This is a genomic window from Nitratidesulfovibrio sp. D1, from assembly GCF_051133415.1.
Classification (GTDB): Bacteria; Desulfobacterota; Desulfovibrionia; order Desulfovibrionales; family Desulfovibrionaceae; genus Cupidesulfovibrio.
Genome location: NZ_JBPGNZ010000006.1, coordinates 50,293 through 63,914, shown reverse-complemented (window position 1 = coordinate 63,914; position 13,622 = coordinate 50,293). Strand labels below are relative to the sequence as shown.

The 13,622-nt window shown below is 70.2% G+C and carries 13 protein-coding genes; 8 read left to right on the top strand and 5 right to left on the bottom strand.

Translation table 11 applies throughout. From position 1 onward, the window contains the following. Nucleotides 1–156 precede the first annotated feature (156 nt). The 3 genes from ACR4XJ_RS13265 to ACR4XJ_RS13255 all read left to right on the top strand — a co-directional run bounded on the left by ACR4XJ_RS13265 (nucleotide 157) and on the right by ACR4XJ_RS13255 (nucleotide 3,725). Complete coding sequence (locus tag ACR4XJ_RS13265; protein ID WP_434755649.1) at nucleotides 157–2,031, top strand: lysophospholipid acyltransferase family protein; 1,875 nt, start codon at nucleotides 157–159, stop codon at nucleotides 2,029–2,031. A gap of 113 nt (nucleotides 2,032–2,144) precedes the next feature. Next, nucleotides 2,145–2,567, top strand: coding sequence for a DUF523 domain-containing protein (locus ACR4XJ_RS13260; protein WP_434755648.1), 423 nt, complete (start codon nucleotides 2,145–2,147; stop codon nucleotides 2,565–2,567). A gap of 999 nt (nucleotides 2,568–3,566) precedes the next feature. Then, nucleotides 3,567–3,725: a hypothetical protein gene (locus ACR4XJ_RS13255; protein ID WP_116307242.1), complete on the top strand. Its 159-nt coding sequence runs from the start codon at nucleotides 3,567–3,569 to the stop codon at nucleotides 3,723–3,725. A 114-nt stretch (nucleotides 3,726–3,839) separates the two neighbouring features. On the opposite strand, the gene ACR4XJ_RS13250 is transcribed toward ACR4XJ_RS13255, so the two are convergent. From ACR4XJ_RS13250 to ACR4XJ_RS13240, 3 genes are all read right to left on the bottom strand, one after another. Beyond that, nucleotides 3,840–4,649, bottom strand: a complete 810-nt coding sequence (locus ACR4XJ_RS13250) for a DsbA family protein (RefSeq protein ID WP_434755647.1) — start codon at nucleotides 4,647–4,649, stop codon at nucleotides 3,840–3,842. A gap of 304 nt (nucleotides 4,650–4,953) precedes the next feature. Continuing rightward, nucleotides 4,954–5,280, bottom strand: a complete 327-nt coding sequence (locus ACR4XJ_RS13245) for an AzlD domain-containing protein (RefSeq protein ID WP_434755646.1) — start codon at nucleotides 5,278–5,280, stop codon at nucleotides 4,954–4,956. Nucleotides 5,281–5,302: 22 nt separating this feature from the next. Further along, entirely contained in the window at nucleotides 5,303–6,223 is a 921-nt protein-coding gene (locus tag ACR4XJ_RS13240; protein ID WP_434755645.1) for an AzlC family ABC transporter permease, read from the bottom strand. Between the two features lie 164 nt (nucleotides 6,224–6,387). On the opposite strand from ACR4XJ_RS13240, the gene ACR4XJ_RS13235 reads away from it, so the two are divergent. The 5 genes from ACR4XJ_RS13235 to ACR4XJ_RS13215 all read left to right on the top strand — a co-directional run bounded on the left by ACR4XJ_RS13235 (nucleotide 6,388) and on the right by ACR4XJ_RS13215 (nucleotide 10,814). After that, entirely contained in the window at nucleotides 6,388–7,932 is a 1,545-nt protein-coding gene (locus ACR4XJ_RS13235; RefSeq protein ID WP_434755644.1) for a PLP-dependent aminotransferase family protein, read from the top strand. A 437-nt stretch (nucleotides 7,933–8,369) separates the two neighbouring features. Further along, nucleotides 8,370–8,552 (top strand): hypothetical protein, encoded by a 183-nt coding sequence (locus ACR4XJ_RS13230; protein ID WP_434755643.1) that lies wholly within the window; start codon nucleotides 8,370–8,372, stop codon nucleotides 8,550–8,552. 131 nt (nucleotides 8,553–8,683) lie between these two features. After that, nucleotides 8,684–9,208, top strand: coding sequence for a hypothetical protein (locus ACR4XJ_RS13225; RefSeq protein WP_434755642.1), 525 nt, complete (start codon nucleotides 8,684–8,686; stop codon nucleotides 9,206–9,208). A 629-nt stretch (nucleotides 9,209–9,837) separates the two neighbouring features. Continuing rightward, on the top strand, nucleotides 9,838–10,023 hold the full coding sequence (locus ACR4XJ_RS13220; RefSeq protein ID WP_434755641.1) for a hypothetical protein: 186 nt from the start codon (nucleotides 9,838–9,840) through the stop codon (nucleotides 10,021–10,023). A gap of 434 nt (nucleotides 10,024–10,457) precedes the next feature. Further along, nucleotides 10,458–10,814: a hypothetical protein gene (locus ACR4XJ_RS13215; RefSeq protein WP_434755640.1), complete on the top strand. Its 357-nt coding sequence runs from the start codon at nucleotides 10,458–10,460 to the stop codon at nucleotides 10,812–10,814. Nucleotides 10,815–10,946: 132 nt separating this feature from the next. Here ACR4XJ_RS13215 and ACR4XJ_RS13210 read toward each other — a convergent pair whose 3' ends face one another. Beyond that, nucleotides 10,947–11,375, bottom strand: a complete 429-nt coding sequence (locus ACR4XJ_RS13210; protein WP_434755639.1) for a hypothetical protein — start codon at nucleotides 11,373–11,375, stop codon at nucleotides 10,947–10,949. Between the two features lie 238 nt (nucleotides 11,376–11,613). Then, a complete protein-coding gene (locus tag ACR4XJ_RS13205) occupies nucleotides 11,614–13,620 on the bottom strand; it encodes a hydantoinase/oxoprolinase N-terminal domain-containing protein (protein ID WP_434755638.1) in 2,007 nt (668 codons plus the stop codon). Nucleotides 13,621–13,622: the final 2 nt, after the last annotated feature.

Below are 13,622 nucleotides of genomic sequence, written 5' to 3'. Positions count from 1 at the left end.
GGCTTCTCCACCTGACGCGCCTATCCATCCATGCAACAGGACTCCACTTCGCGGAACAGGCACGCGGCCGCCACGGGACGGAAACCGCCCGCCACGCCGCCCGCCGGTCACCCGCGCCACCCGTCTCCGGCCGGAACGGCCACCCCAGGAGGACGCATGGACAGGCTCCGCCCCCGCACCCCCGCCGATTCCATCCCGCCCCTGCTGCATCCCGTGCGCCCCCGCTCGCTGGTGCCCGCCGCCGTCCGGCGCATTCCCGCGCCGTTGCGCATCCCGCTGCTGCGCCTGTTGGGCGTGGGCCGCATCGATTCGCTGTACCGCGCCCTGCCCCAGGGCGAATCGCCGCTGGATTTCGCCCGGTTGGCGCTGGACGTGCTGGGCGTTTCCGTGCGGGCCGAGGGCGAGGGCTTCGAGGGCGTGCCCGCCGCCGGTCCCCTGATACTGGTGGCAAACCACCCCTTCGGCGCGCTGGAGGGGCTGGTGCTGGCCAGGGCCCTGCTGCCCGTGCGGCCCGACCTGCGCTTTCTGGCCAACTACATGCTGGCGGCGGTGCCGGAACTGCGCGGCCTGATCTTTTCCGTGGACCCCTTCGGCGGCGACGGGGCGCAGCGCCGCAACATGGCGGGCCTGCGCAGCGCCATCCGCCACGTAGCCGGGGGCGGCGGGCTGGTGGTGTTTCCCTCGGGCACGGTGTCGCACCTGCAACCCTCGCGGCGCGAAATCACCGACCCCGCCTGGCAGTCCACCGTGGGGCGGCTGGTGCGCCGCACCGGGGCCGACGCCCTGCCCCTGTATTTCCACGGGCGCAATTCCATGCTCTTCAACCTGATGGGCCTGGTGCACCCGGTGGCGCGCACGGCCATGCTGCCCAAGGAACTGCTGCGCAAGCGCAACACCACGGTCACCCTCAGCGTGGGGCGGCCCGTGGCCGCCGCCACCCTGAACGAACTGCCCGACGACGAGGCGCGCACCGCCTACCTGCGCATGCGCTGCTATGCGCTGAAGCCCAAGCCCCGCCGGGTGCTACCCCTGCCCTTGCCCTTGTCCCTGCCGGGACGCGCCGTGTCCGGTACCCCCGGCGGGCAGGCGGCGCGGCGCATGCGGCCCATCGCCGCCGCCCGGCCGCCGGAACTGCTGGAGGCGGAACTGGCCGCCATCCCGGCCGCCGACGTGCTGCTGCGCGAGGGGCCGTGGACCATCGTGGAGACCGCGGCGGACCGTTCGCCCGAACTGGTCCGCGAAATCGGCCGCCTGCGCGAAGTGACCTTTCGCGCGGTGGGCGAAGGCAGCGGCGCGCCGCTGGACCTCGACGCCTACGACGCCACCTACCGCCACCTGGTCCTGTGGCACGAGGGCGACCGCGCCCTGGCCGGGGCCTACCGCCTGGGCGAGGTGGACGCCATCCTTGCCGCGCAGGGCCAGCGCGGGCTGTATTCCTCCACCCTGTTCCGGTTCCGCCCGGAATTCTTCGCGGGCGCGCCCGCGCTGGAACTGGGCCGGGCCTTCGTGGCGGAGGGCCATCAGCGCGACTACGCCCCCCTGCTGCTGCTATGGAAGGGCATCGGCCGGTTCATCCTCAAGCGCCCCGGCGTGCGCCGCCTGTTCGGTCCGGTGAGCGTGAGCCTGGACTACACGCCCTACTCGCTGAACGCCATCATGGACTACCTGGCCCGCCATCACGGCTGCGCCGCCACGGCCCGGCTGGTGCGCGGCCGCACCGCCCCGTCCATCCGCCAGCCCGGCTGCCTGCGCCGCATCGAACCCGCCGGGCTGGACTGGAACGCGCTGTGCGCGCTGGTGCGCGACATGGAGGGCGGCCGCACCATCCCCATCCTGTTCAAGCACTACCTGAAGCTGGGCGGGCGCATCGCCACCTTCCACGTGGACCGCGCCTTCGGTTCGCTGGACGCCTTCCTGGTCATCGACCTGCTGGAATCGCCGCCACGCATGCTGCAACGGTTCATGGGCGCGGACGGGCTGGAGCGCTACTACGCCCAGACTCCCCGCGCCGCATCGGCCGGGGGGGCCTAGGCGTTCGCGCGGTTGACAGACGCCGCCATGCGGGTACCCTTGCCGCCATATACCGGCGGAATGCCGCGCATGCCGCAGGGCGGCGGCGCGGGCCGCCGGAAACGGAGGCACCCATGATCTACGTGGTCAGCGCCTGCCTGGCGGGCGTGGCCTGCCGCTTCGACGGAGAGGCCAACCCCCGCGAGGGGGTCATCGAACTGGTGCGGCAGGGGCTGGCCCTGCCGGTCTGTCCGGAACAACTGGGCGGGCTGCCCACGCCGCGCCCGCCGTGCGAACTGCGCGACGGCCAGGTGCTGTGCCGCGAGGGCGACGGCGCCTTGTCCGACGCCACGGACGCCTTTGCCAAAGGGGCGGAGGAAGGGGTGCGCCTGGCCCTGCTTGCGGGCTGTACCGAGGCCATCCTGAAGGCGCGCTCGCCCTCGTGCGGCTGCGGGCGCATCTACGACGGCAGCTTTTCCCGCACCCTGGTGGACGGCGACGGGCTGTTCGCCGCCGCCTTGCGCAAGGCGGGCATCACGGTGCGCTGCGACGAATAGCCGGGCGGGCAGGGTGTATCCGTTTTGCACACGTGCAGCCTTTTTGTGCAAGCGAGATGTGCATCGTGTTGCACAAACAAAGTCTGCACATTTTCCTGAAAAAATATAATGCGCTGAAAAGACAGTATTTCAATGTTTGGCACGCCCTGTGCTTATTCTCCGTCAGCGCATGACAACGCTGCCCTTCGCAGAGTGCAAGCCCTGGCCTGATCCCCCTGGCCGCCGCGACCCGCCGGTCGCGGCGGCCCCCCCCCTCCCCCGGCACGCGCCGGTGGAAGGGACCACCGAAAGGGAACGGGGAAGGAAAAGGACGAAGCGCCCGAAGGCAACCCACGTGCGGCCCGGCACGTTCCGGGCGGCAGGGGAACTCCGCGAGGCTCTTCGCGGATACGGTGGACGTGTGGCGTCCCGTTCTCCCGCCGCTCCTGGCCCCTCTCCGGTTCCCCCCTTGCGGAGAAGGGCACGGGCAACGAATTCGCGGCAACGGCCGCCGGACCAAGGCGACGGTCCGGACGGCCGAAGCGATACGGGCGCACCGGCAGCCTGCCGAAAAGCACCCGCACTGTGCCGGACCGACCTCCTCCTGTCCGCACGGTATCTCCAGCCGGGGGCTCGGAGCCCCCGGAAGCGACCAGCGGCCGCCACGGCGACCGACAAGATAGTGCCCAAAGCACATGAGACAGCGACCAGCCCAAACTCCTCCTTCGTTGATGCAGTGACCGCAGGGGCGGCGGGACAGCCCACCCGCCGCCCCCCTCTCCGGACTCCTCTTTGCCCGACAGACCGACCCCCCTTGCGGAAACCCGGCCCCAGCGGCCGGGTTTCTGTTTTCGGCGGCGCGCCCCTGCCCGCCCGCGTTGACACCCGTCGCCTCCCGCGACTACCATCCGCCCGGATTCAGGGTGTTTCCGGACGCCGGAGCGCGCTCCGGTCCTTCGGGCTCCAGACGGCCCCGGCCCCTGCCGGACCCGCATCCCTCAGCCACGCAAAAGGACAGGCATGGACAGCTACATCGTTCGCGGCATCCTCATCGGCGGCTCCCTCGGCGTGTTCGCGGCCCTGCTGGGCTTCAGCGACAGCATTCCCCGCGCCTTCGGCGTGGGCATGATCGGCGGGTTCCTGGCGGGCATCACCCTGGAACGCCGCCGCAGGAAGTAGCCCGCGCCCTTCCGTCCCTTTCCGTTTTTCCGGCCGTTATCGCCGCGCCAATGCAAACGGGCCGCCCCGGCAATGCCGGAGCGGCCCGTGTCGCGTCGTGCGCGGAGCGGTCTGCTATTTCTTGGCCTTGGCCGCCGCCTCCAGCGCCATGTCCACGGCGTCGGAGAACAGGTCCAGCGGCAGCGAGCCGCGAATGACCAGGTCGTTGACCAGGAAGTACGGGGTGCCCTGCACGTTCAGCGCGCGGGCCTCGGCCATGTCTTCCTCTATGAACTCCTTGACCTTCTTGCCCTTGATGTCCTGGGCCAGGCGCTTCATGTCCAGCCCGGCCTCGGCGGCGGCCTTCTTGAGGAAGGGTTCGCCCTCGGCCACCAGCTTTTCGCGGTCGCGGAACACGGTTTCATAGAACGCCCAGGCCTTCTTGCCGTCCTGCAAGCCCGCGGCCACGTGGTATTCCGAGGCCAGCCGGGCGTTGTCGTGGCTGTCCAGCGGCATGTGCTTGAAGACGTAGCGCACCTTGTCCTTGTAGTTGGCCAGCAGCAGTTCCATGGTGCCCGCCGCCTGCTGGCAGTAGGGACAGGTGAAGTCGGAGTAGGCCACGATGGTCACCGGCGCGTTGGCCGGGCCGCGCATGGGGCGGCCTTCCAGGTTGGCCTTCTTGGGCTGGGTCAGGTCCGTCTGCCACTGGGCGATGAGCGCCTTCTTGCGGCGCACGTTGGAGCCCTGCTGGGCGATTTCCAGCACGGTTTCGCTGTTGTCGCGTAGCACTTGCAGGATCAGGTCGGGATTTTCGCGCAGCAGGTCGCGCAGGGCGGCCTTCAGCTCTTCGTTGGAAGCGGAGGCGGCCTGCGCGGGTGCGGGCGTCACCGAGGTCACGGCAAGGGCCAGCGCCAGCAGCAGGGGGATGAACAGGGTGCGGAGCATGCGTCTTCTCCCGGAAAGGGGGGATGGTGGGCGGGGCAGGCGCGCCCGGAAAGGGCACGTCCGGAAAGGGCCGGAAACCGGACGGAAGCGGGCGCGCAACGGTACCCGCCCCTTCTACACGCCCGCGCATGCGGGGGCAAGTTTGCGGGCGCTTGCCGACGGTTGCGGATGCGCGGGCCGGAAATGAAGTCGGGCGGCGGCGACGGCGCGGTAAGGAGGTGTCCGCGTCGCCGCCGCACGCCCGGTCTACCGTCGGGGTGTGGCGGAAAGATGAAGGGGGCAAGGGACAATGCGGGGACGGTCCCTACCCCATGCCGAACAGCCGGGCGCAGGCCACGGCGGCCATGCCCACGGCGATGGTGCCGAAGAAGCTGCCCGTGCGCCACGCCACCAGCGTGGCGGGCACGGCGGCCAGCAGGTACAGGTTGTCGGCGGCCATGTGCACCGCGCCCGCCCGCATGGTCAGGTCCGGGGCCAGCAGGGCGGCCAGCACCGCCGGGGGCACGAAGGACAGCCAGCGGGTGATGACGGGGTTCAGTTCGCGCTGCGACAGCAGTTGCAGGGGCACGGCGCGGGGGATGTAGGTGACGGCAAGCATGCCGCACAGCATCAGGAAGAAGGTGGTGGTCATGTCCGGTCTCCTCGCGGCGCGGCTACAGGGTGGGGGCGCGGCCCGGCCCGGTCGGGTCCGCCAGCCCGTCCAGCCCGTTCAGGTCATCCGTTCCGTCCGTTCCGTCTGGGCCGTCCGGCTTCCGGTCGCCGTCGGCGTCCGCCGCGCACCGTGCCGCATGGGCCCGCGCGGGCAGCAGGGTACACAGGGTGGCGGAACACACCGTGGCGATGATCACGTTCCACTGCCCGGCCCCGGCCAGGGCCAGCAGCACGGACAGCACCCCGGCCAGCACGGCGGCCAGCGCGAAGCGCCGCGCCTTGCGGCAGTACGGCAACAGCAGGGCGATGAACATGGCGGGCAGGGCGTAGTCCAGGCCCAGGGGGCGCACATCGGCCACCAGTTCGCTGCCGAACACGCCGATGATGGTGCCCAGAACCCACGAGGCTTGCGCGGTCATGTTCAGGGCCAGGGTTTCGGCGCGGGGCGGTTCCGGCCGCCGGTCGCCGGGGGCCGAGGGCAGGCGGCCTGCATGCAGGGCGAAGGTCTCGTCCGTGAGCTGGAAGGCGAACAGCCATTGCAGCGTGCGCGGCCAGCGGCGCAGGGCCGGGGCCAGGGCGGCGGACATGAGCAGGTGGCGCAGGTTGACCACGAAGGTTGTCAGCACCACCGTGGCCGGGGATGCCCCGCCCGCCAGCAGGCTGACCGTGATGAGCTGGGCCGACCCGGCGAAGACCATCAGCGACATGCACACCGCGCCCGATGCGGGAATGCCGGTCTTGCGGGCCAGCACCCCGAAGGCGAAGGCCACCGGCACGTAGCCGAGCACGATGGGCAGGGCCTGACGCATGCCGGACAGCACGGCGGCCCGGCGGGACGCGGGCGCGGCAGCCATGCCGCGATGTGGCCCGGACTGGTGCTGGCCGGACTGGTGACCCTTGCCGGGCGACGAATCGGTATCCATGGTGCAACCTCCGGGTTGCACATGACCATGAAATCTGTCACCTGAACAGATACAGTCAAACTGAAAAACAAGCATAACAGATGGCGCGTCCGGCCGCATCCGCCCCTTCCGTCCGCGCCGTCTTGCCCGTCTTGCCCGTCTTGCCCATCAGGAGAGAGACCCCCATGCCCGCCCGCCCGGTTGCCGTCATGGTCCGCAACGTCGATCCGGACGCCGCTTCAGCACCCGCATCCGGGCAGCCATCCGGCCCGGCATCCGGCGTCTCCGGCGGCGCAGCCGCCTTCCACTACCACCGGGTGGAGCGCCACGTGGCGGACATGATCCAGTCCGGACGGTTCCGCCCCGGCGACCGGCTGCCGTCCCTGCGCGGGCTGGCCACCTCCATGGGGCTGTCCATCGCCACCGTGGGCCACGCCTATCTGGAACTGGAGCGCAAGGGCATCATCGAGGCGCGGCCCCGCTCCGGCTATTTCGTGCGCCGGGGCATGCGCGGGCTGCCCGTGCCACAGGCCCGCCCGGAGCCGCCCACCGGCCCGCGCGAGGTGAACCGCGCCCGGCTCATCTCCACCGTGCTCGAAGCCGTGGGCAACCGCGACCTGGTCCCCTTCGGGGTGCTGTGCCCGGACGAATCGCTGCTGCCGGGCCGGGCGCTGGGGCGCATCCTGTCCGAGGTGATGCGCTCGCGCGCGGGCGAGGCCGCCGCCTACGCCACCATTCCCGGCGACCTCGAACTGCGCCGCCAGATCGCCTGGCGGCACCGCGAATGCGGCGTGGGAGCGGGGCCGGACGACATCCTGGTCACCAACGGCGCGGTGGAGGCGCTGTACATCGCCCTGCGCTGCCTGACCCGGCCCGGCGACATCGTGATGATCCAGTCGCCCACCTACTACTGCTTCCTGCAACTCATCGAATCGCTGGGGCTGCGGGCCATCGAGGTGCCCAGCACCCCGGAGGCGGGCGTGGACCCGCGCGACGTGCGGCACATCCTGGACCGGCACAGGGTGGCGGCGTGCGCCTTTTCGCCCAACTTCAACAACCCGGACGGCAGCCTGACCCCCGACGACGCCAAGCGCGAAATCCTGGACATGCTGGCCGGGCGGGGCATCCATCTTATAGAAGACGACGTGTCCACGGACCTGCATTACGGCCCGTCGCGGCCGTCCACCTTTCTGCAATGGGACGCGCACGGGCTGGTCACGCTGTGCTCGTCGTTCTCCAAGACCGTGGCCCCCGGCTTCCGCATGGGCTGGATGGTCACCGGGCGCATCGGCGAGCGCGCGCGGGAGATAAAGGCCACCACCAACGTCTGCGGGGCCACCCTGCCCCAGTTCGCCATGGCCGAATACCTGCGCCAGGGCCTGCTGGAGCGGCAACTGCGCCGCCTGCGCACCGCCTTTTCGCGCCAGATGCAGGCCATGCGCATGCATCTGGCCGACTGCTTTCCGCCCGGCACCGGCGTGACCCGGCCCGAGGGCGGCGGCGTGCTGTGGGTGGAACTGCCGCCCGGCACCGACGGTGTGGAACTGTTCTTCCGCGCGCGGCAGGCGGGGATATCCGTGGCTCCGGGAGCCGTGTTCAGCACGCAGGAAAAGTTCGCCAACTACCTGCGCCTTGGCTGCAACGGCCTGTGGAACGAACGCATGGCCGAAGGGCTGCGCACCCTGGGGCGGCTGGCCGGGGAGTGCCGGGCGGGAGCGGGGGCGCGGTAAGGACGGGACGGACGAGGTCGGGCGTACAGGGTGCAACGGAAGAAAATGACAGGTGTGCAACGGGCCGGAGGAGCGATTCTCCGGCCCGTTGCGTTTGCATCGAGAGTGGAGGACCAGGGGGCCGAGGGAGGGGCGAGGCTGTGGTGCAGCGCAAGGGCCGGAACCGGCGTCCGGGCGGCATTGTCGTGTTCCCGGGGGGGCTCCGGTTTTTTGCGTCATGGCCGCGCACCCCTGGGACCGCCCCGCAACCCCCTTCCGATCCTCCTGCGGTCGCATTCATCCGCAAGGCATGGGGTTAGCGTGGCCCTGCGCCATCGGGGCGCGCATTTCCACTGGCGGCGGGGCGCCCTGCAACCCGTCCCGCCGCCTTGCCTGCACCACATGGGTACGCCGCTTGGCGTCCGAAGCATCGCATCCATCTATACACGGAGGCGCGTATGAACTACGGCTTGTTTTCGTCCGGGCTGAGGAATGCTGACGATCCCCGTCGCCGCAACCTGGCGGGTTCGCTGGAAGGCGTGGTGGGCCGCGCCCGCTCGGCGCGCACCATGCAGGATTGGCCCCCGGCGGGCAGCCTGCGTTGTCTGCAAACGCGGCCTGCGGACATCCGGCAGCGTTAACGCCGCAAAAGTCTCCTCGCCGTAGCGCTGCTACGCCTTCGTCGTCTTTTCCGCCGTTGCCTTGCGGCTGTCTCGCATGCCGCGCTTTCGCCATAACGCAGGTTGCCCGCCGGAGTCCGGTTGGCGAGTTGGTGCAGGGCATCCGCACCATCGACGCCTTCGGCCACGACGGGCTGGACCCGTTGCCCGACGACGAGGACAAGGACTGGCGGCAGCGCTTCCAGCGCGCCATGTTCGACGACACCGGCGTTCACGACCTGCAAGATTATGCCGTGTTCCGGCAACCCCGCGACCGGGGCCACGACGTGTTGCAGGAAGAGCGCATGCGCGACATCTTCGAGCGCAGAAACGTCCCGCGCTCGGAACGGCAGCCCCCGAAGGCCGACGACGAGGATGACGGAAAGTGGCGCGGACCTGCTCCTGCCGAAGGCAAAGGATCGCTGGCGCTGTTTTCGAACAACGCCGGAAGCGGTGGCGGCCCCGAGCGGAACAACGCGCCAGGCACGCGCTGGTGGGAACGCGCCATGGAGACGGCCTTTCCGCAGGACGTGCATCCCTGGCAACGGCGTATGCCTTCCGCCGGACAGGAGCGTTCGCCCCGCGTCGGCGCAATGTTGCACCAATGGCCCGACGCAACGGACGACGAGCGACGATGACCTGGCGCTACGCGGCGGGACGGCTCCGGCGCGGGAAACGCAGGACGATCCCTTTGCGGGCACCCTGCTGGCGGCCAACCGCAACGGCAGCGCCCAGCGCAATGGCAGCGTCACGGACGCGGGGGGCGGCGCAGGAGGAGGCAAGGTCGCCCATGGCCGCCGCACGCCGCCGCGGGAGGATTTCGCCGACCCGTCAAAGAACATCCTGCGGCCGGACAGGATACTGGACTACTACCGCAAGCCCGGCGACATCACCATCCTGCACGAGACCACGGGCAAGGGGCTGGAAACCGTATCCAGAACGGGGTCCTGCGGGCCGTACCAGTTGACCGGAGGGACGCTGAAGGATTTCATGAAAAGTCCCGAAGCGGCGAGCCTGCCGGAAAAGTACTGGGCGCTGCAAGACGACCCCAAGGCCATTGTACAGCATGGCCGGAAATGGCCCGCGAGCATCCCGATGCGTTGTCCGCCGCCAACGAGGCGTATATCCAGAGAACGCATTACGAGCCGACACTGAAAGCCTTTGAAAAGGCAGGGCTTGTACGGGATCGGAAGCCATCAAAAACGCGGCCCTTTCCATGGGGGTGCATACAGGTGGGGGCGGATTTACAAAACACTTCGAAAAATTGATGCCAAGCAAGGAAGAGTTGGAAAAGATGGATGTCAAAGGACAACTGGATGCTCTTTCCAATGCCGTGCATCAACGATTTGGCGAGGAAAGTGAAATTGGCAGGCGCGTTTCCTCAGAGTATGTGAATTTAAAGAACTTGCATGATGCACTGACTTCTCAGGGAGAGCCAGATGGCGGGGAATAAGTGGTTGGCGATTATTTTATTGTTGGCCTTTGTTGCATGGACAATGCCGGATGCGGCGCATGCGGAAGTGGTCGAGGGCATTGTGGGTGCCTTTTATATTCGCACCAGTCAGGGAGACGTTGCATACCGCGACGAGGGTGACCCGTTTCCCGCAAAGGTGCACGAGGTGTGCACGTTCGGCGACCTGTGCCGGATAACCGGAACAGTGGGGCCCACGTTGCGCATCGGCCCCGCGTTCATGCGCATCGAAGGCGTGCGGCGGTTGTCCGCCGCTCCACGTGTGCCCTTCGACGTCACGGGCAGGGTGCGCAAGACCACCAAGGGGGTACTGGACCGTGTGGGCATCGGGGGGCACCCCGGCCCTTTATTTCATGGGGGCGTCGCAGGCGGCCCGACGGATTGCGGCGACATGCGCCGACGGGGATATCTGCCGGGTGCGCGGTCTGGGGACCTCGGACGAGGAAGACGGACGCAGGGTCATGCCCGCCGTGGTGCAGGACGTGGAACTCGTTCGGCGCGCACGGCTGCTGACCGTGGAGATTGTGGGAACAAGAGGGTGCGGCAGCCTGCCCGTATGCTATGTGATTGGTGATGGGGACGAGTACTTGGAAGGGCTTGAGAATTTTTGGGATACGTCCGTGGACAGGAAAGCTCCCACGTGCGAGCGGAGCCGGGTCATAGCCCTGGTGCACGATACCGACCCGGAACAGGCCGTGGACCTGCTGGCCGTGGGCTGCGCCCGTCCGTATGCCAGCGACATTCCGGCGGCGGTGGAGGGTGGGCCGCAGTGAGCGGCGCATGCCGTGGACAGGCGGAGGCGCGGGTGATGGAAACGTGAGGTGGAGCTAGGCAAACGGGCCGGAGGAGTGATCCTTCGGCCCGTGGCGTTTGCGGGGGATGGGGGGGGAGGGGCCGGGCGTGGACTACCGCGCCAGCGGGTCGGTGTCGCTTTCGGGCGCGAAGAAGAAGGCGGTGTCGAAGGGGCCGAAGCTGCCGGTGTCGGCCATGATGGTGAAGAATTCCACCCGGCCGTAGCGGCGTAGGCGTTCCTCGGTCACGCCGTTGCGGGCGTAGTAGTCCGCGCGGGGCTGCGGGTTGCGGGTTTCGGTCAGGTCGTACACGGCCTCGTCGGTTTCGCCCCAGGCGTGCAGCACCCATTTGTCGTGCAGGTGCAGCCAGGCGTGCACCACGCGGCAGTCCTCGCATTCGCTGGCCACTTCCAGCGCGGCGTCGAAGCAGGCCGGGCGGTGCGCCCCGGCGGCGCACTGGCAGTCGTGGTCATGGTCGTGGCCGCATCCGCAGGCGTCGGACTGGGCAGGCTGGGGGGGCTGGAAGGGATCGTGGCTGTGCATGGGGCGTATCCTTGCGCGCCGCGTGGCGGCGGTGGTGCGTGACGGTGGTTGCGCGTGCCGGGCCGGAAGTGTCAGGCCGGTGGGCCGCATGCCGCAGTGAGCGAGCCCGGCTCCGCGTCCTGCCCGGTGACGGTGCGCCGAAAGGGCGGTGCACGTCAAGACGGCGGTGTACGGACGGTGGGTGAATGGCGCGTGAATGGCGCGGGACGGGCGGCTGATGCCGCCCGTGTTGCCGCGACTACGCCGTTTTCGCCGTATCGCCGTTGTCCGCACCGTCGCCCAGCGCCAGCAGGGCCGCACCCAGGGCGTTGCCCACGTCGTAGCGGGCCGGAAAGGTCACCGTGGTGGACAGCGCCCGCGCCACGGCGGGCAGCAGATGACGTGACGCCGCGCCGATGCCCACCATGGGCACCCCCAGCGACACGTTGACGCGCAGCAGCGCATGCCGGTGCCGCTGGGCCAGATAGGCCGCGAAGTTGCCTCCCACCTCGCGCCGGGCCACGTGCTGGACCACGGCGTCCTCTATGCGCCGGCTGGCGGCGGCCAGCACGGCGCGGGCCGCGTCCTGCGGGGTGTTGGGCCGTGCGCCCTCGCCCGCCGCGACGGGCGGCAGCAGTGCGGCCAGCGCCCGCGCCCCGGCCAGCGCGGCGGCGGGGTTGCCCGCCCCGGTCGGCAGATCGGCCAGATCGGACAGTCCGGAAAGATCCAGCAGGCCCAGCACGTGCAGGGCGTCGGTGGGGGTGAATCCGGCCACCTGCACGGTGCGCTGGCGCACCAGCCTGTCCACGACCCGCTCCAGCGTGCTTTCCGGCAGGCGCAACGCGCGCAGCAGGTCGCCCGCCGGGGTGGGGCCATGGGCGCGCAGATGGTCCAGCACCGCGCGTTCGGCGGCGTCCCCATATGGTGGGGAAGGTGGGGACGGTGGGGACGGTGCGCCCTGTGCGGGTGGCGCGCCGTGTCCGCCGCTGTCCGTGCCGTTGGGCCCGCCGCATGCGCCCTCGCGGCGCGCGGGACAGATGCACCGCGCCCGGCCGCCGGGCCGCAGCCATTCCGCCGGGTCGGGCAGGGGACCGGCCATGCACAGCGGCACCACGCGCTGCGGCCCCACGGACAGCGCGCCGTCGGCCTCGGGCCGCACCAAGCTGTCGCCGCCCACGCCCACGGTGAACATTTCCACCGCCTTCACGTGGGTTTCCCAGTCGCCCACCACCATGCCGTCGGCCTGGATGACCGGACGGCCCCGGCGCAACAGGGTGACGTCGGTGGTGGTGCCGCCCACGTCCACGATGAGGGCGTCCGGCGGGGGTGGCGTGTCTGGCGCCGCACCCTCAGCCGAGCCGGGGGCCGCGCCCGGCGTTGCCCCGTCCCTGTTCGCTCCCCTGTTCGCTCCTCCGTCACCATCCGGCAGCCGCCCAGCGGCAAATGCCGCGCCGTACCCGGCCATGGCGGCCGGGCCGCTGGCCACGGTGGCCGAGGCGTTGCGCAGGGCCGCGTCCATGGGCATGGCCGTGGCGTCGCCGCGCACCACCAGCACGGGGGCGGCAATGCCAAGGTCTTCCAGCGCGGTGCGCACCCCGTCCAGAAAGCGGCGCATCACCGGCAGCAGCCGGGCGTTGAGCACCGCCGTGGCCGCGCGCTCCTTCATGCCCGCGCGCGAGCTGGCCAGGTGCGAGCAGAACACCGGCTTGGGGTCCACCATGCCGATGGCCCGCTCCGCCACCAGTTCGTGGGCCGGATTGACGAAGCTCATCATGCCGCACACGGCGTAGGCGTCCACCCGGTCCTTCATCAGGCGGATGGAGTCCACCAGCCGGTCGAGGGCCAGCGGGGCCTCTTCCGAGCCGTCCAGCCTGTGGCCGCCGGGGATGGCGTCCATGGACGCGCAGGGCACGGTGATGCGCCCGGCGTAGCCGATGATGAACAGCCCCACCTCGGCCCCCTGCCCTTCCACCACGGCGTTGGTGGCCAGGGTGGTGGACACGGAGACCAGGTCCACGGCGCTGGCGGGCAGGCCGGACGCGGCCAGCGCGGCGGCCATGGCCCCGGCCATGCCCCGGCCCAGGTCGTGGTGGGTGGTGGGCCGCTTGGCCGATGCCACCACCCGGCGGGTGGCGGCGTCCACCAGCACGGCGTCGGTGCAGGTGCCGCCGGTGTCCACGCCCATGACGTAGCGGACGGGCCGGTCGGGCCGGGCTGGTTGGGCGTCGGCAGCCGTGGCGGCGGGGATGCGGGGTTCACTGGTCATGA